The sequence below is a fragment of the Streptomyces odontomachi genome (genome assembly GCF_024435355.1).
Lineage (GTDB): Bacteria > Actinomycetota > Actinomycetes > Streptomycetales > Streptomycetaceae > Streptomyces > Streptomyces odontomachi.
This window is the reverse complement of record NZ_JAMJWG010000025.1, coordinates 1-19,187: the sequence shown is the minus strand read 5'-3', so window position 1 is coordinate 19,187 and position 19,187 is coordinate 1. Positions and strand designations below refer to the sequence as shown.

Annotated in this window: 4 protein-coding genes; all 4 read right to left on the bottom strand. The window is 74.7% G+C overall.

What is annotated here, in order from left to right:
- Positions 1-63 precede the first annotated feature (63 nt).
- Positions 64-1,665 (bottom strand): condensation domain-containing protein, encoded by a 1,602-nt coding sequence (locus tag NQO67_RS36160; protein ID WP_255954692.1) that lies wholly within the window; start codon positions 1,663-1,665, stop codon positions 64-66.
- On the bottom strand, positions 1,662-16,151 hold the full coding sequence (locus NQO67_RS36155; RefSeq protein ID WP_255954691.1) for a non-ribosomal peptide synthetase/type I polyketide synthase: 14,490 nt from the start codon (positions 16,149-16,151) through the stop codon (positions 1,662-1,664). The genes NQO67_RS36160 and NQO67_RS36155 overlap by 4 nt, the downstream gene beginning before the upstream one ends.
- Positions 16,152-16,325: 174 nt before the next feature.
- On the bottom strand, positions 16,326-17,813 hold the full coding sequence (locus NQO67_RS36150; protein ID WP_255954689.1) for an MFS transporter: 1,488 nt from the start codon (positions 17,811-17,813) through the stop codon (positions 16,326-16,328).
- Between the two features lie 126 nt (positions 17,814-17,939).
- Positions 17,940-18,968 carry a glycoside hydrolase family 113 protein gene (locus tag NQO67_RS36145; RefSeq protein ID WP_255954688.1) on the bottom strand — a complete coding sequence of 343 codons (1,029 nt, stop codon included), beginning with the start codon at positions 18,966-18,968 and terminating at the stop codon, positions 17,940-17,942.
- Positions 18,969-19,187 lie beyond the last annotated feature (219 nt).

Below are 19,187 nucleotides of genomic sequence, written 5' to 3'. Positions count from 1 at the left end.
TGAGTGTAGGAGGCGGTATGTCCGGTACGCCACACGGGCCGAGCATGATCCATAAGGCGGGCGCTAGTCCGCCACCTGCACGTACTCGCCGAGCAGCGCCGTGTAGTCGGTGGCCCAGCGTTCGGCGGTCGCGTGGCTCACGCGGTCGCTGTTGTGGAGGAGCAACAGCTCGATGCCGTCGGCGTCCGGGGTGAGCGTCAGGCAGAGGTCGGTCACGGAACCGGCGATGGGAACGTCGCGGACCTCGGCCGTCAGCCCCGGCAGGTCGAGCACCGGAACCCCCTGGCTCTCCATCACGATGACGGCCTGCGGGAAGCCGGGCCCGTGCGCGGGCCGGGCGTCCGCGTGGTCCGCGACGACCATGGCGAACGGGTACTCCTGGTGGTCGGCCGCCGCGAAGAAGGTCCGGGCGGCGGCGTCGATCGCGGCACCGATCCGCTCGCCCGCGCCGGAGACCGCGCCGGCACCCGCGGCCGCGCCGGCACCGTCACCGGCGGTGTCCGCCGTGCCCAGCCGCAGCGCGATGTTGTTGGTGAACATCCCCACCAGCGGCTCGTACTCGTGGCGTATCCGGTTGGCGACGTTGGCGGCCACCACCACCTCCGGCTGGCCGGTGAGCCGGCACAGCAGCGTGCCGTAGGCACTCAGCAGCACCGTGAACAGGGTGGTGTTCCGCGCCCTGGCGAGCGCCGCCAGCCGGTCCGCCAGCTCCCGGCCGACCCGTCGCGCCACCATGCCGCCCTCGTCCGACGACCGGTCGGGGTGCTGCCGGACGCAGGGCAGGTCCAGGGCCATCGGCGCACCCGCAAGGGCCTGCCGCCACCACGACCGCAGGCTGTCCAGCCGGGCCGCCGACAGGTGGGCCGCCATCCGGCGGGCCGCTTCGACGTAGGACACGGCGAGCGGCGGCAGGCCCGCCGCCGCGTCGGTGGGCAGCGCGGGCGCCGGCGTGCGCAGCGCCGCCGCGTACAGCGCACCGAGGTCGGACAGCAGGACGTCGAGGCCCCAGCCGTCGACGGCGAGATGGTGGACCACCAGGGCGAACGTCCAGCGCTCGGGCCCGGTGCGCAGCAGCGCGCCCCGCAGCAGTGGCGCCGTGGACAGGTCGAACGTCGCCGTCGCCTGCCCGTGCAGCCACTCCCGGGCCCGTGCCGCACGCTCCTGCGGCGGCGCGTCGCGCAGGTCGGTCACGCCGAGCTGGACCGGGACCGGCGGCATCACCTCCTGCACCAGTTCCCCGCCATACCTGGCGAACCGGGTGCGCAGCGCGCCCTGCCGGCGCAGCAGCGCGGTCAGCGCCCGGTTCAGCGCGTCGACGTCCAGCGGCCCGGCCAGCTCGATCCGGGAGGCCACGTTGTACGAGGCGGGATGGTCCGCCTCCGTGTACCTGCTGTGCATCCGGCGCTGGGCGAAGCTGGCGGGGCCGGTGGACTCCGGTTGCGGCTCGCCGGCGTGCGCGGCGAGGTGGCGCAGCAGGTCCGCCTTGTGCCGGCCCAGCAGCGTGAGCAGCTCGTCCGTGACGGTGCCGGCCGGCGCGTCGTAGTGCAGCGCGCCGCCGTCGGCGGTGAGCCGGACGTCCAGGAGACCGAGACGGGCGAGGAGCGTGGGGAGGTCGCGGACGTCGGGGGCGCCCGTGGCGCTGGAGGGGAGGTCGGCGGTGGTCACAGGGTGCCCCTTACACGTCCGGCGGTGGGGACGGTGCTCTCGGTGGACTCCGCGGGCGGGGCGGACGCGGTGGGCGCCACGGGGGTGGCGGGCGCCACGGGCGCCGGTGCCACTGGCGTGCCGGCGGCCCGGTCGTCCTGACGCTCCAGCAGTCTCGCCGAGCCGCGGATGGTGGGGTTGCGGAAGAAGTCCAGCACCGGGAGTTCGACGCCGAGTTCGGCGCGGACCCGGTTGAGCAGCCGGACCGCGTTCAGCGAATGGCCGCCGAGCTCGAAGAACGAGCGGTCCACGGCGATCCGCGGCAGGCCCAGCTCGGCCGTCCACAGGCTGTGCAACCGCCGCTCCAGGTCGCTCGCCGGGGGCGCATCGGCGGCCCCGGCCGTGAAGTCCGGAAGCGGCAGGGCCGCGTAATCCACCTTGCCGTTGGCGTTCAGCGGCAGGTCGGTCAGGAAGACCCAGGTGCGTGGCACCAGATAGGCGGGGAGCACCCGGGCCAGGTCCATGGTGATCCGGTCCCGTACCGCGCGTTCGGACGCGGCGCCGGGCACCCCGTCGGCGAGCACGACGTAGCCGACCAGGTCGGTGCGCTCGCCGGCCGTCGCGGGCGCGACGACGGCGGCCTGCCGCACCCACGGCAGCCGCCGCAGCAGCGTCTGCTCGACCTCGCCGGGCTCGATGCGGTGGCCGCGCACCTTCACCTGGCGGTCCGCGCGGCCCAGGAACTCCAGCTGGCCGTCGTTGCGACGGCGCACCAGGTCACCGGTCCGATACGACGGGCCCCTGAGCCGTGCGCCGGAACCGACCGGTGCCTGGACGAACCGTTCACGGGTCTCCTCCGGCCGGTCCACGTACCCCGCCGCCACCTGCACCCCGCCCACGTACAACTCGCCCTGCACGCCCACCGGCACCCGGCGCAGCCCGGCATCGAGCACCAGCGCGTACGTACCGCCGACCGGGCGGCCGATGGGCGGCACCCCGGCGGGTCCGTCGGCACGCCCGGCACCGCCTGCGATCGCCGGCTGCGTCGGGACCTCGGTCCAGGTGGAGGCGATGGTGTTCTCGGTCGGGCCGTAGATGTTCACGAGCCGGAACGGCGCGCCGGCCGGGGCCCAGCGGCGCAGCCGCTCACCACCGGTGATGAGCAGCCGCAGCGCGCTGCCGGCCGGCCACTCGAGCGCCAGCAACAGCTCGGCGAGCGAGGTGGTGAAGAAGGAACCGGTGATCCGCTCCCGCACCAGCCAGTCGCGCAGCCGCTCGGGGGCGGCGCGCACCGCATCGGGCACCGTGTGCACGCTCGCCCCTGCCGTGAGGTGCGCCCACAGCTCCAGCGCGGAGGCGTCGAAGCCGGGACTGGAGATCCACGAACCCCGGTCCTCGGCCACCGTGCCGAACTCGCGGTGATGCCAGTCGACGATGTTGGCGAGCCCACCGTGCCGGAGGGCGACGCCCTTGGGCCGGCCGGTCGAACCCGAGGTGTAGAGCACGCAGACGGTGTCGTCGGGCCCCGGCCTGTGGTCGTCGAACGGTACGCCGCCGTCGGCGCCCGCGTCGTCGTCGGCGCCCACCACGTCGTCGACGCGCAGCACGCGGACGCCCCTGTCCAGCAGGTCCGGCAGGGCCGGGAGAGCCGGCGGTTCCGCTGGGCCGGCTGGGTCCGCCAGGCGCGGGAGGTCCGGCAGCCCCGTCTGCGGTGCGCCGCCGGGACCGTCCGCACCGCTTCCGGTCAGCAGCACCGACGCACCGCTCTCCCGGATCATGTACGCCAGCCGGGCGGCGGGATGCGTGGGGTCGAGCGGCAGATACGCGGCGCCGGTGCGCAGCACGGCCAGCAGGGCGACGGCGGCGAGCGGGCCGCGCGGCAGCAGGACGCCGACCACGGCACCGGGGCCGCAGCCCGTCGTCCGCAGCCGCCGGGCCAGGACGGCCGAACGGTGCGCCAGGTCGCCGTAGCCGAGACGGGCACCGTCCTGCGCCACGGCGAGCGCGCCGGGCGTGGCCGCGGCGGCCCGCAGCACCCGCAGGTGCACCGGCTCGCCGGCCGTGCCGCCGCGGTGCGCGCCGGTGTACGGGGGGCTGGCCTCCGCGGCGGCCACCAGGGCACGGTCGGCCGGGGTGAGCACGTCCTGGGCGTCCTGGGCGTCCTCGCTCGTCGTAGCGGCTGCGGAGGATGGGGTGAGTGCCCGCTCGGGATGCGTCACGCCCGCGGTGAGCGTCAGCTCGAAGTAGTCCAGGAAACGTTGCGCGCTGGCGGCTTCGAACAGGTCGGTGCTGTACTCCAGCCGGCAGCGCAGCCCGTCGTCGAGATCGGTCAGGAAGAGCGTCAGGTCGAACGGTGCCTTCTGGGTGGGCACCTCCAGCGCGGTGGCGGTGATCCCGGGCAGGTCGATCACCAGCGGTGCCTCGGTCTCGTACTCGATGCACACCTGGACCACGGGCGAACGTCCCGTGTCCCGCTCCGGGTTCAGCTCCCGCACCAGCACCTCGAACGGCACGTCCTGGTGCTCGTAGGCGTCGAAAGCGGTGGCCCGAGCCCTGCGCAGGGCTTCGGCGAAGGTGCCGGCGCCGCTCAGGTCGGTGCGCAGCGCGAGGGTGTTGACGAAGAAGCCGACCAGGTCCTCGGTGCCGGCCGGGCGGTTGGCCACCGGGGTGCCCACCACCAGGTCGTGCTGGCCGGTCAGCCGCTGCACGGTCGCGTAGAAGGCGGTGAGCAGCACCATGAACGGCGTCGCGCGCGCACGCCTGGCCAGCGCCCGGACCTGGTGGGTGAGCGCGGCGTCGAGCCGGGCGTGCACCGAGCCGCCGCGGCCGGTGGCCACCGGCGGCCGGGGCCGGTCGGCCGGCAGCTCCAGATACGGGGGCGCACCGGCCAGCCGCTCACGCCAGTGGGCCAGGCCCCGGCCGCCCGCCTCGCTGGCGACGGCCGCCCGTTCCCGTGCCACGTACGCCCGTGCGTCGCCGGTGTGCGCCGGCAGCCGGGCGGGACGGTTCTCGACGGCGGCCGTGTAGTACTCGGCCAGGTCGCGGGTGAGCACGGCGGCCGAGACGCTGTCGAAGACGATGTGGTGGGCGGTCAGGACGAGGACGTGCCGTTCGGGCGAGCAGCGCAGCAGCCGGGTGCGCAGCAGGGGCCCGTGCGCGAGGTCGAAGCGGTGCGCGTTCTCCTCCTCGGTGATCCGACGCAGCGCCGTGTCCTGGTCCCGGTCGGCGACGTCCACCAGCTCCGGGCCGTCGTACGGCGCGTCCGTCACCACCTGGCGCGGGCCGTCGGGCGTCTCGCGGAACACCGAACGCAGCGCCGGGTGGCGGGCCACGGCCAGCCGCAGGGCGGTGCGCAGGGCCGCCACGTCGAGAGGGCCGTCGAGCCGGACGGCGGCGCACTCGTTGTAGGTGGTGCGGCCGGGGTGCATCCGGTCCAGGAACCACAGCCGTTGCTGGGCGTAGGAGAGCGGGGTGCCTTCCGGGTCCGGGTCCTCCGGGCCCCGGTTCGGGTTCGGGTTCGGGCTCAGGCTCGAGTCCGGGGCCGCGCTGTCGCCGGCCGGCTCCTGGTAGCGGCGGCGCAGCGCGTCCAGGTACGGCAGCCCGGCATGGGCCTGCTCCGGTGTGACCCCGAAGTCGACGAAGCACGCGATCTCGTCGACGCCGGCGGCGAGCAGCGCGTCCACCACGGGGACGGCGCTGTCGACGGTGCCGATCAGGGCGCGGTCGGCGCAGTACCGCTCGTAGGCGCGCGCGAGCAGGAACTCCAGGTCCTCCTCGGGCGTGTTCGCATAGTCGATCTCCAGGCCGAGGCTGTTGGAGACCTGGCCGAACAGGGAGAGCGAGGAGCGCATGTAGCGGCTGAACGCGGGCAGCGCCTCCGCCCGTGCGCGCGCCAGGTCGGCGCCGAGATAGCTGTGCACGAGCACGACGACGCGCCCGGCGGCCGGGTCGAGGCCCGCCGCGGCCCGCTCCTTCCGGTACAGCGCGACGTGCGCGGCCAGTTCGTCGACGGACTGCGTCATCAGGTTGGTGATCACGCCGATGTCGTGGCGGGCGGCGGCACGGTAGCTGTCCGGGTTGGACACGATCGCGGTGTAGAACGGCGGCATCTGCTGCACCGGCCGCGGGTACAGCCGCACCCCCACCGCGTCCCCGTGCCCGTTGCGGCCCGGCACCTCCTCGCCCCGCCACAGCCGGCGCACCGTGTCCAGGTGCTCGTACATGACCTCCTTGTGCCGCCCGTACGTCTCCGGCCGCAGCACGAAGTCGTTGGCGTGCCAGCCGCTGGCGCACCCGATGCCGACCCGGCCACCGGAGAGGTTGTCGACCACCGACCACTCCTCGGCGACCCGCACCGGATGGTGCAGCGGCAGGACGGCGCAGCCCGCGTTGATGCGGATCCGGTCGGTCTCGCGGGCGAGCGCGGCGCCGAGCACCGACGGGTTGGGGAAGACCCCGCCGAAGGAGTGGAAGTGCCGCTCGGGCAGCCAGACGGCGTGGAAGCCGTGCCGGTCGGCGTAGCGCGCGGCGTCCAGGACGATCGCGTATTTGTCTGCGTGTCTGTCCTGGTCCTTGCCCCCGTCCTCGTGCGACTGGTCGTCGTCGCGCGGGTAGTCGCCGAAGAAGTACAGGCTGAAGTCGGGCGCGTCGGGCGCGTCGGTGGCGCGCGGTGGGGTCGCGGGTTGCGGGGACGGACTGACGGATGGCGCGGAGGGCGCGGAGGGCGCGGATGGCGCGGTGACCGGTGGGTTCGGGACGGTGACCGGCGGGTTCGGGGTGCCGGGGCGTGGGCCGGGTGTGGCGGGGACGTCGCGTGCGGGCTCGTAGGGGGGAACGGGGCGCGGGGCGCCCTGCGGGGCGAGGTAGCCGCCGCGGCGCAGGTCGAACAGGGCGTTGCGGACGGCGTGCACCAGGAACGCCACGTCGTCCTCGGTGTGCGCGGTGGACAGGAAGAAGTTCCGCCATTCCCAGACGTAGACGCCGCGCAGCAGCAGATGGTGGAAGAACAGCTCCAGGTTGCCGCGGTACTCGAAGCGGAACAGCGAGCCGAAGCGGGCGACGCGGACGGGGAACTCCTCGTCCTCGAAGAACCGGTTGAGGGTGTCCACGAGCCGTGCGGTGGTGGCGTTCAGGCGTTCCTGGAGGCCGGGGCCCGCTTCCTTCAGATGGCCGAGCACCGCGTGCGCCGCCGCCATCGCCACCGGGTGCTGGATGTAGGTGCCGCCGAAGAACGTGGTGTCCCGCGGCGGGCGGCTGTCGTCGCCGTACCTCCAGAAGCCGCCGTCGATCCCGTCCATCAGATCGGCCCGCCCGGCGATCGCGCCGATCGGATAGCCGCCGCCGATGCACTTGCCGTACGTGGCGAGGTCCGCGGTGACACCGAAGACGCCCTGCGCGCCGCGCGGGTGCGGGCGGAAGCCGGTCAGCATCTCGTCGAAGAGCAGGACGCTGCCGTGCCGCCGGGTCACAGCACGCAGCCGGTGCAGGAACTCCCGCGGTTGAAGCCCCGGATACCGGCTCTGCACCGGCTCGACGAGCACGGCGGCGACCTGCCCGGCGAGCCCGTCGATGACGTCCAGGGAGGCGTTGGCACCGTACTCCAGCACCACCAGGTCGCCCACCGCACCGGCCGGGATGCCGGAGGACACGGGCACCGTCTGCCGCCGGCCGTCGACCGTGACCGAGCGCCCCAGGACGTTGTCGGCGTGACCGTGGTAGGAGCCCTGGAACATCACGACCGTGTCCCGGCCGGTGGCGGCGCGGGCCAGCCGGATGGCCGCGGAGTTGGCCTCCGTACCGGAGTTGGCGAACGCGACCCGCTCGAAACCGGTCAGCTCCGCGAGGAGTTCGGCGGCCCGGCCGGTCTCCTCGCCGCGCGGCCCGAGCCGCAGCCCACCGGACAGCTGGCGGCGCACCGCCTCGTTCAGGAAGTCCGGCTCATGGCCGAAGAGGAGCACGCCGAAACCCATGGTGATGTCGACGTAACGGTTGCCGTCGACGTCCTCCAGATGCGCACCGTAGGCCGCCCGCGCCGCCAGCGGGTACTGCAACTCCTTCGTGGCGCTGCGGAACCCGACGACGGCCCGGCTGTCCGCGAGCACCCGGCGGTGGCGCTGCGCGATCTCCTTCGACGTGGCGGTGCGCGCGTTCAGCCGCCGCGTCAGATCGTCCAGATGGGCGCGCTGCTGCTCGGTCAACGTCCCCGCCGCCATTCCGGACGAACGGGCGACGGTGACCCGGGGGCCGTGCAGGGCGGGGGAGGAAGAGGCCGGAGGTTCGGCGGCGGTGGGCGCGGTGCCGGGAGAGGGGGGTGCCGGGGACGTGGGGAGTGCGGTGGGCACGGGGTCTGCGGGGGGTTCGGTCCGCGTGGTCGGGGGGACGGCCGGTGAGGCCGGAGCCGGCGTGCCGCCCAGCGCGGTGAGCTGGTGGTGCATCAGCTGGGAGAACCCGGCCATCAGCTCCAACTGCCGGTCCACCAAGCGGGCGACGTCGCCGGTCAGGGGCGCGGTGGCCGGGGATGCGGCGGCGGGGGTGACCGGGGGGACAGGGGAGATGAGGGAGGCCGAGGAGGTCGGTGAGCCAGAGGAGACGGGGGAGGGCGAGGAGATCGGGGGCGGGGGCGTGTGTTGTTCGCGTGGCGTGGGTGCGAACGTCGCCGGCGTGACCGTGGGCGCGGGGGGCGCCGGCTGGCCCGGGGCGGGCGAGGCGTCCGGTGGGGTGGGCGTGGCGTCCGGTGGGGTGGGGTGGCCGGTGGCGTCCGGCGCGGCGCTCGCGGCTTCGGACCGAAGCTCCGCCGCACGCTCCGGTGTGATCCGGTCGGTGATCAGGGCGGTGAGCTGCTCCGGGCTGTCGGCGTCCTCGAACAGCTCGCGCATCGCGATCCGCACCCCGAAGGCCGTCTCCAGGCGCCGGATCATGTTGATCAGGAGCAGCGAGTCCGCGCCGAGGTCGAAGAACGCGACATCGGGTGCGACCTCTTCCACGGGCAGCGCAAGCTGGTCGGCCGCCAGCTCCCGCACCCGTGCCAGCACGACATCCGGCAGGAGGTCGCTCGACTCGGCGGCGGGAGCCTCAGGAACGGCGGGAACCTCGGGAGGCGCGGAAGCCCCGGGAGCCGCAGGGGCCGAGGGAGTCGCGGGTGCGTGCCGGGTGCTGTCGTCGATCGTCATCGGGGGGCCTCCGGCCGGCGCGGTGGGAGCGGCGGCGCTGATCCAGTAGGAGGTGCGCTGGAAGGGGTAGGTGGGCAGGGGGGCGGGGCGGCCGGGATCGTTCGGTGGGACGAGCCCGTGCCAGTCGGGTTCGAAGCCCCGGCCGTACAGCTCGGCGACGGCCCGCAGCAGCCCCGCGGTGCCTGCCGTGCCACGCGGCTGCGAGGCGAGATGGTCCGCGTCGGGCAGCGCGCGCCGCCCGATCCCGGTCAACGTGGCGTCCGGGCCGATCTCCAGGAAGGTGCCGGCGCCCTGTTCGACGCACCGGTCCAGCACGGCCGCGTAGTCGACGCGCTCGCGTGCCTGGCGTCGGAAGTACTCCGCGTCCGGCAGCCATCCGACGGGCAGCACCGTGCCGCCCAGGTTGCTGACCACGGGGATGCGCAGCGGGGCCAGGCGGACCCCGGCCACATGGTCGCGGAACTCCGCCAGCATCGGTTCCACCAGACGGTGGTGGAACGCCCGGTCGCCCGGCAGCGTCCGCACCGCGAGCCCCGCCGCCTCCAGCAACCGGACCGCCTCGGCGACGTCGCCGGGAGGGCCGGCGAGCACGTGGCTGACGGCGCCGTTGACCACCGCCAGCGCCACGCCGGGCACCTCGGCCACGACCTTGTCCACCGTCGCACGGTCCCCGAGCACCGCCACCATCGCGCCCGGCGCGCAGCGCTGCTGCATCAGCCGGCCGCGTATCGCCGTGAGATGGAGGCCGTCCTCCAGGGAGAGCGCGCCCGCCGCGGTGAGCGCCGCGTACTCGCCGACGCTGTGCCCCGCGAGGAGGTCAGGGCGTATGCCGAGCGACTCCCAGAGCCGGAGCAGGGCGGACTCGAAGGCGAACAACGCGGGCTGGGCCCGGTCGGTGGACCAGGCCCGGTCCGGGCTGGAGGTGCCCTCCTCGGCGAGGAGGGGTGCAATGAGTGAGCTGCCCCAGGTGTCCTGGTACAGCTGCTCGCAGGTGTCCAGCACCTCGCGGAAGACCGGGAACCTGCGGTGCAGTTCCCGAGCCATGCCGCTGCGCTGGGCGCCCTGGCCGGTGCAGACGAACGTCAGGCGGGGGTGGTCGCGGGGGGTGGTGGCCCGCACCCAGCAGGGGTGCCCCTGGGGGGTCGTGGCGGTCTGCGGGGCTCGTCGTGGCCGGTCGCTCCCCCACTGTCTTGAGGACGTGGGAGGTACCCCCAGTTCCCCGCGCCCCGTCTCGGGCGCCTTCGGCGCCGCGTTCGCCACGAACTCATCCAGTGCCGCGGCCAGTTCCTCCGTCGTCTCGCCGAATACCGTCAGCCGGTGCTCGTGGTGGGTGCGGCGTAGTGCGGCTGTGGTGAAGACGTCGCCGGGCAGGGGCGGGGGAGTGGTGCGGAGGCGGGTTCGGTAGGCGGTGGCGAGGTCGGTCAGTGCCTGCGGGGTGCGGGCGGAGAGGGGGAGCAGGCCGGGGCCCGTCGGGTGCGAGGGGCGGTCCGGGGTGGGGGACGGGGCCGGGGGCTCCTCGATCACCACGTGGGCGTTGGTGCCGCCGACGCCCAGCGAGCTGATGCCGGCCCGGCGCGGGGCGTCCCCGCGTTCCCAGGCCCGTCCGGACGCGGAGAGCACGAACGGGCTGCCGTCCAGGTGCAGCGCCGGGTTGGGGCGGTCGAAGCCGGTCAACGGCGGGATGCGACGGTGCCGCAGGGCCAGCACCGTCTTGATCAGGCCGGCGAGGCCCGCCGCGGTGTCCAGATGGCCGATGACCGGCTTCACGGAGCCCAGCGCGCAGTAGGCCCGCCGGTCGGTGCTCTCCCGGAACGCCTCGGTCAGCGCCTGGAACTCGATCGGGTCGCCCAGCTCCGTCCCCGTGCCGTGCGCTTCGACGTACTGGACGGTGTCAGCGCCCACGCCGGCCGCCCGCAGCGCCTGGGCGACGGCCCGGCGCTGTCCCGCGACGCCCGGCGCGGTGAAGCCCACCTTGCCGGCGCCGTCGTTGTTGACGGCCGAGCCGAGCAGCACCGCGTGCACGGTGTCGCCGTCGGCGAGCGCCCTGTCCAGGCGCTTGAGGAGGACGGCGGCCACGCCGTTGCCGCCGACGGTGCCGTCCGACGCCGCGTCGAAGGCCCGGCAGACACCGGTGCGGGACAGGATCGAGCCGGGCACGTGGAGGTAACCGGCGTGCTGCGGCACATGCACGGCGGAGGCGCCGGCCAGCGCCAGTTCCGTGTCGCCGGTCAGCAGCGACTGGGCGGCCAGGTGCACCGCCACCAGGGCGCTGGAGCAGGCCGTCTGCACACCGACCGCGGGGCCGCGCAGCCCCAGCCGGTAGGCGACCCGGCTGGCGGCGAAGTCGGCCTGGTTGCCGATGGCCAGCTGGAGCGCGGTCACCGGATCGCCCAGGTCCTGGGTGGGCACGAGGTTGTGGAGGAGATACGTCTGGAGCGCGTGCAGGCTCATGCCGGTGGCCGCGTAGACGCCGACCCTGGTGTCCCCCAGGGGGCGGGCGTAACCGCCGTCCTCCAGGGCCTGGTGACAGATCTCCAGCAGCAGCCGCTGCTGCGGCTCGATCGTCGCGGCCTCCCGGGCGCTGATCCCGAAGAACCCGGCGTCGAAGAGGTCCACGCCCTCCAACGCCCCGCCGACCGGCACCCGGTCCGGCCGGGCACGCTCCGTCTCGCTCACCCCGGCGGCGGCCAGCTCCTCCGCGGTGAAGGCACGCACCGCACGTTCACCGGATTCGATGAGCCGCCAGTAGGCGTCCAGGTCGTCGGCACCGGGGAAGCGGCCCGCCATGCCGATGATCGCGATACGCCGGTCGTCGGGGACGGCCCAGGGCGCCCCGGCCGGTGCGCCGGCACCCTGCACCGCGGCGTTCGGGTGCGTCGCGGTGCCGGCAGCGGCGCGTTCCCGAGCCGCCTCGGCCTCCGTACGGCTGAGGTGGTCGATCAGCTGGACGGCCGTGGGGAACTGGAAGAGCAGCGTGCGGGGGATCTCGTGGCCCAGGGCGCGTTCGATCCCGGCGTGCGCCCGGAGCAGCTGGAGCGAGCCGAGGCCGCTTTCGTAGAAGGCCCGTCGCTCGTCCACCTCGTCCCCGGCCGCGTCCGCGAGCGCGGCCAGCACCAGGCGGCGGATGCCCGCGGGGTCGTGAGGCGGCGGGCTGTCGGGTGGTGGGGCGGGTGCGTGCGGCGCGGGGGTGGGTGACGCGAGGGTGGGTGGCGTGAGGGCGTCGGCGGGCGGGGTTCCGGTGGTCCGGGTGTCCGCCGGCGCGGGGCTCCGGTGTCGTTCCGCCGTGACGGGGACCGTCCGGCCCCGCGCGTCCCGCAGCGGCGGCAGGGTCTGCCGGTCGGCGCCGTGCACCACCACCCGCTCCAGCGCCGCCGGGCGGTCGGGTCGGAGCAGGCCGCGCAGTGCCGGTGCGGTCTCGTCCAGGCCGACGAAGTAGCCGCCGGGCGGCTGCGCCAGCACCACCCGGGCCAGATCCCGCCCTTCGGCCGCGGTCAACGGCAGCATGCCGCGCCGGCGGGCCAGTTCCTCGTACGGGTTGTCGCGGTTCATGCCGATCCCGCTCCACAGCCCCCAGACCACGCAGTGGCCCGGCACGCCCTGCGCGGCGAGCTGGTCCCCGTACGCCTCCAGGAAGCGGTTGGCCGCCACGTAGGAGGCCGTGGCGGCGGCCGGCGTGAGCGTCAGCAGGGAGGAGAACGACACGAAGTGCGCCCCGGGCCGCTGCCGCACCAGCCCGGCGAGCCGCACCGCCCCGACGGTCTTGGCGCTCACCACGGACCACCACTGCTCGGGGTCCTCCTCGGCCAGCGGCCGTGCACCGTGGGCGCCGGCCAGGTGCAGTACGCCGTCGAGCGGCCGGCCCCAGGCACGCTCGGCCTCCTCGACGGCCGCCGCCAGGGCCGGGCCGTCGGTGACGTCGACGGCGCGGTACGCGACCTCGCCACCGGCCAGTGCGGTGAGCCGGCGCAGCGTACCGGCCGCGTCGGACCCGGGGCCGTCGCCCGCACCGCTGCGTCCGCGCTCGTCGTCCGGACCGTCGTCCCGCTCGACGTGGAGGGGCGTACGGCCGAGGACCAGCAGCCGCAGCCGGAAGCGGCGCAGCAGCCCGGACAGCACCTCGCTCCCGACGCCGCCCAGGCCACCGGTGACGACGAGACAGGAACCGTGCGCGAACAGCGGCGAAGCCGGCTCGGCGCCGCTCGCCGCCCGCGGGACCACCTTCGCCAGGCGCCTGAGGTAGGCACGGCCGGAGCGCAGCGCGATCTCCGTGGCCGGCACCCGCAGCCCCGCGTCCGAGGCCTCCGGAGGCGGAGTGCCGTTCGGGAGGGTGGCGACGGCCGTGCAGAGCGCGGCGGCGTCCGTGTCCGGGTGCTCGCCGGGCAGGTCGACGTGGTGGACCTCGGCGTCCGGCCACTCCAGGGCCAGGCACTGGGCCACCGCGGCGCTGAGCGCCCCGGGGCTGCCGACCGGTTCGGCACCGGTCACCCGGTGCACGCCCCGGCTCACCGTCACCACGCGCGGTGCGCCCCCGCCGTGCGCCCCGTGCGTCTGCACGGCGAGGACCAGCGCGGTGCTCGCGCCGGTGAGCAGGGACGCGAGCCGGTCGTCGGGCAGGCCGTCCGGTACCGGGGCGGTGTAGCCCGCAAGGTGCAGCAGCGCGGTCGGCGTTCGACCGGACGCGTGCAGGGCGGCCCACAAGGCGTCCCAGTGGTCCCGGTCGGCCAGGTCGACGGTGTAGCGGTGGGGGCCCTCGCACGTGTAGCGGGCGCCGGCGCGCACCACGACGGAGTCTTCGAAGGCGCCGCCGTGGCGGGTCAGAGCGTCGGCGAGGCCGAGGTCGTCGGCGATGACGAGCGTGGCGGCGGGGTCGAGCCGCGCCACCGGCAGCGCCGCGGGCCCGGCCACCGGCTCCCAGACGGCGCGGTGCACGGCGTCCGGAACGGTACGGGCACCGCCCTCCGCGAGGTCGAGGGCGTGCAGCACGTCGTCGAAGGCACCGTCCAGGAACCGGCCGCGTATCGCGGCGCGCTGGATCTTGCCGCTCGTGGTCCTGGGGAACGCGGCGGCGCCGACCGGCACGACCCGCCACGCGGACAGCTCGAAACGGCGCGCGAGCTCGGCCCTGACCCGGCGCACCGCGTCGACCCGGGCGGCGGCGCCGCGCTGCACCGCGGACCCGGCGTCCGGTGCCGCGTCGTCAGCCGGCACGAAGAACACCACCAACTGCTCGCTGCCCGAGTCGGCCTCGGGCACCCCGCAGGCGGCCACCGAACCCGCCGTCACTCCGTCGAGCGCGCCGACCACGTCCTCCAGCTCATGGCAGAGGTAGTGGTTGCCGTTGATGATGATCACCTCCTTGCGGCGGCCGGTGATCACCAGTTCGCCGTCATGGAGGAAGGCCAGGTCGCCGGTGTCGAACCAGTCCGTGCCACGGAACGCCTCCGCGTTCGCCGCCGGGTTGCCCAGGTAACCGGGCGTCACCCGGCCCGAGGCGACCTGGAGCCGGCCGACCCGGTCCTCGGGCAGCACCCGGTCGGCGTCGTCGCAGATCCGGAAGCGGGTGCCGAGTGCCGGCCGGCCCATGCCGAGGAACGTGGTCCGCTCGGTGGCGGGAACCTCCGCGCCGGTCCACTCCAGCGTGCCGGTCAGCGACGCCTTGCGGACGTGGTGCACGGCGCCCGGCGCGGTGAACCGCTTGTAGGCGATGGCGGTGCAGGTCTCCGCCATGCCCCAGGCGCACAGCATCGCGTCGGCGGCCAGCCCGTACGGGGCGGTCGCCGCGAGGAACTCCGTCACCACCGGCAGCGTGCACTGTTCACCGGCGTTGATGAGCGACCGCACCGACGACAGGTCCCACCGGCCGGCCGGCTGCGGCCGGTTGCGCAGCGCCTCGGCCACCAGCCGGTAGCCGAAGTTGGGCGACCAGGAGTGCGCGGCGCGGTGCTGGTCGAGCAGGTCGAGCCAGTGGAACGGGTCGGCGACGACCGACTCGGTGGGCGCGTGCACCGCCGTGCAGCCGAGCACCGTGTCCCGCAGGTGGAACATGACCAAGCCGCCGACGTGGTCGAGCGGCAGCCAGTTGACGGTGGTGTCGTCGGGCCCGCACCCCTGCGCACGGGCGCCCGCCACGTACTCCAGTACGCCGCGGTGGGTGATCTGGATGGCCTTGGAGTGGCCGGTGCTGCCCGAGGACAGCTGGAGCAGCGCGGCGTCCGCCGGGTCGGCCGCGTGTGCCGGCACCGTGGCCGGTTCGGTCCGCTCCAGGAGCGCGACGTCCAGCACGCGCACGCCGATCATCGCGTAGCGGTCGGCCATCGCCTCCACGCCCGCCACCGCGGTCCCACCGCCGATCACGACGGGCCGGTCCAACGACTGCCAGGCGTGGTGGAGCTTGTCGAGCGTGGGCCCGGGGGTCCCGTAGTCGGGCGGCCGGGCCACCGTGACCGGCAGGATGCCGCCGAGCAGGCAGGCCCACAGGGCAGGGAAGTACTGATCCAGGGACGGGACTTGCAGGATGGCCCGGTCACCGGTGCGCAGGCCCGCCGCGCTGAGGCCGGCCAGGATCCGCCGTGCCCGCTCGAGCAGTTCCGGATAGGACAGGAAGACGGTGTGGTCCGGCGCCGGCACCAGGTGCAGGCCCCGCTGCGGATACGCGGCGGCGGTGCGGAGCAACGCCTCGGGGAGGGTACGCGGACCGTCGGGGTCCGCGGGTAGCGCCGGACCGCTGCTCAGCGCCTGCGGCGGCGCACCGACTGCCGTCGGGGGAGGGGAAGGGGCATGGGCAGGAGAAGGGGCAGGGGCGGGGGCGGGGGCGGGGGCCGCTGCGGCCGTCGGCCTGGCGGGTCGGGCCGCGTCGGCGGCCGATAACGCCTCCTCGGATAGCGTCCGCGCTGGGGCGGTGGCCGAGCCACGGGGGAGGGGCACGTCCGCCAGGGCCGGCGGCTGCGGGTCGAGGCCGGCCAGATGGAGCCGGCCCGGAGCGCGGACCGCCGGGGCGAGGGCCACGTCGACGTCGAGGCCGGCCGCCGCGCACTGCTCCCGGTACTCCCGCAACTCCGCTTCGCCGAGCACCGGCACCGTTGCCAGACGGTCCGTGTCCACCGTGCCGTCGGCCCGCCGGGGCACCTCGTCCACCAGGACCGGAACGACCGCCGTACCGGCCTCCACCGCCGCCGCGGTCAGCCGCCGCTTGAGCCGTGCCACCTCCGCGCCGGGTGCCGGGACGACGAACGCGGCGGGCGGTCCGGACGCGCCCACGGCGACGATCCCGCAGTCCAACACGTCCCGCAGCCCACGCAGCCGAGCCGCGAGCAGGACCGACGAATGGTCGATGGCCATGGTTCCCTTCCTCGTTCGTCGTGGTGCGTCGTGGTGCGCTGTGGTGGGCCGTGATGCGCTGGTGGGCGCGTGGTGGGGCATGTGGTGGGGCACATGGGCGTGCGGGTTTCGCGTGTTGTGCGTGTGCCGGGGTGGCGGGTTCTGCGCGTCGTGCCTTACGTCCGGTCGGCCGGGTCAGTCCACGGCCACCGCCCCGCTCTCCGTTTCCGTGCTCTCCGCCGCGGTGCCGTTCGCTCCAGCGCCCTCACCCGCGTCCCCGCTCCCGTCCCCGTCCTCCGCCATCGCGCCACCGTGCTCAACGGTCAGCGCGCGAACGGTGATCAGGAGGACCAGCAGGGCGAGCGCCAGGGCGATGGCCGTGCCGTGGGCCAGGGCCACCACGGTCAACGGCGTGAGGTGGTCGAGGAGCGAGGCGCATCCCACCGTGCCCGCGCCGAGCGCCGCCGTCTCCGCCATCGCGGCGAGCCCGAGCACCCGGCCGCGTTGCTCGGTGGGCAACGCCTGGAGGCGGGAGTTGTAGACGATCTCCGTGAACCCGTCCGCCAGACCCGCGCCGACGGCGACGGCGAGCAGGGCCGGCAGCGGCAGGCCCGTGAACGCCAGGATGAAGAACCCGGACATCAGGCAGGTCCCGACCGCGAAGGCCCGCTCCCCGCCGGGCCCGCCCTCCTTCTCCCGCGCCCCCGCCCAGCGGGACACCAGCGGTACGCGGGAGACGAGTTGGTGGGCGAGCAGACAGCCCACCGCCCACACCGCGTAGAACCGGCCGACGAAGGCCGCCGCGTGGTCCGCGTCGATTCCGGCGGCGTACACCGGGAGGCCGACCTGGTGGGACGCGGAGCCCATGTTGTCCACCGCCCGCACGGCGACCAGGCACAGCACCACGGGCGCGACCCGTAAGGGAGCGAGCCGCGCCGGCGTGCGACGCCGCCCGCGCAACCAGCGCGCGAGCCGGCCCCGCTCGGCCGCGGCGGCACCTTCGGCGGCTCCCTCGCCCGGTGGGTCCGCCGGCACGGCGCCCCCGGCCGCGTCCTCCGCCGTCCCGTCTTCCGCAGTCTCGTCTTGCGGCGCCGGACGGCCACCCGCCGTCCGCGGCAACAGCGCGTAGGCGGTGGCGGAGCACAGGAAGCTGCCCGCGTCGACCATGAACGCGGACGTGTAGCCGGCCGCGGCGACCACCACGCCGGCGGACGCGAAACCCAGCACCATCGCCACCGAACGCCCCGTCACCAGCAGCCCGTTGGCCCGGACCCGCAGGTCCTGGCCGACGATGTCCGGCACGCTGCTGCGCAGCGCCACGCCGGAGAGGGTGCCGCACCACCCCATGACGGCGGCCAGCCCGTACAGCACCGTGGCGCGCGGTTCGGTGGGCAGCAGCGCGAACGACAGAAGCGCCACCGCCTGCGTGAGGTCCCCCGCGACCATGAGGTGCCTGCGGTCGAGACGCGAGACGAGACGGGAGGCCGCGTACCCGGCGAGGAACGAGGAGCAGATGCGGATGATCAGGAAGATCCCGACGGCGAGCGCGCTGCCGGTGGTCTTCAGGACGAAGAGGTTCAGCGCGACGAGGTTGAGGTAGGAGCCGTACGCCGAGACCGCGTTGCCCGCGACGAGAAGGTGGAAACGCCGTCCCACCCGCCCTGTCATCGACACTGACGACATGTGGCTCTCCCATGGATCCATGGGATCCAGCCCAGCCCGCGCTCCTGGGGGGATCACCGCCCGCATTGGGTGCGATGATATGAACATCTGCGGTCTACGCAAGTAGACCTGTCTGACCAGGGGAAACTAGCTGGCCTGCCTGAGCGCCTCGTAGTGGCGCGCGAGTGCGTGGAACGCCTCCTTCGGTTCCCACGGCATGTCGGGGCGGGTGCGCTCGTCCGCCGGGTACCCGCTCTGCTCGTCGAGCATCTTGACGATGCCGTAGGAGGCGAGGTCGGGGTCCGGTCCGCTCCGGCGGTGCGGGGTGCCGAAACCGGCGAAGCTGAACCAGAAGACGGTGTCGACGCCCTCGCCTTCGAAGATCGGCATCAGGTCGTCCAGGTACCGGACCTGCTCGCCCTCGTCGCGCACCAGGTCGGGCTTGGGGGTGACGCCGTCCGGCTCCATGGCGACGTACCAGCCGGCGCCGCCGTAGTCGCCCGCGCCGCGGAAGGTGGAGCAGCCCACTTCCAGGACGGCGACCGGCTTGCCGTGGCCGAACTCCTTGCGCAGCTCGTCGCGGTAGGTCGCGGCGTTGCGCGCGCTCCGGAAGTGATCCACGCCGACGATGTCGAACGGGCTCCAGTCCACCCCGTCCAGCGGGTTGGACGCATAGCTGACCAGGCCCCCGAAGCGGGCGCGCACGGCGGGGACGAGCTCGCCGAGGAAGGCGTTGACCTTCTTGGGCAGGGGGCGGAGGGCGGCTTCCCGGTCGGGTCCCGCCAGTACCGGAATGCGGTCGTTGAAGATGTCCCCGGGCAGGTAGCCACGGGCGAACAGGCTCAGTTCGCAGCCGGTGACGAGGACGACGCCGGCACCGTCACGGCGGAGCCGCTCCGCCCGTTCCGCGCAGTCGACGAAGTACGGCAGCATCTCCTCGTTCGTCATCTCGCAGGGGAACGGCGAGAACCACACCTCCAACCCGGCCGCCACCGCGTGCCGTGCCGCGGTCTCGATCCGATCGGGGTCGCCGCCCGTGATGCGGACCGCGGTGCAGTTCAGGTCCCGGGCGATGATCCGCATGTCCCGTTCGACCACGTCGGGGTCGAAGACGGGGCGCGAGGTGTCGCCGTTGGGAAAGGTGCCGGTGTCGTAGTGAATGCCTGTGCCGCGCATGACGGGGCCCTCCGGGAGGCTCGGCGGTCGCTTGTGGCACGAGCTTCAAGTCTCCAGCGGCGTCAGGGTCAAGTCGGGGGGGGGCGGGGCGGGGGGGGGGGGGGGGGGGGGGGGGCGGGGGGGGGCGGGGGGGGGGGGGGGCCCCCCCCGGGGCCCCCCCCCCCGGCCGCCCCCCCCGGGGAACCGGCCCGCCCCCCCCCGCCGCCCCGGGGTTGGGCC

Bases quoted from the DNA above. Each gene is read 5' to 3' on its own strand.
- NQO67_RS36155 (WP_255954691.1), bottom strand. From the start codon at position 16,151: ATGGCCATCGACCATTCGTCGGTCCTGCTCGCGGCTCGGCTGCGTGGG.
- NQO67_RS36150 (WP_255954689.1), bottom strand. From the start codon at position 17,813: ATGTCGTCAGTGTCGATGACAGGGCGGGTGGGACGGCGTTTCCACCTT.
- NQO67_RS36145 (WP_255954688.1), bottom strand. From the start codon at position 18,968: ATGCGCGGCACAGGCATTCACTACGACACCGGCACCTTTCCCAACGGC.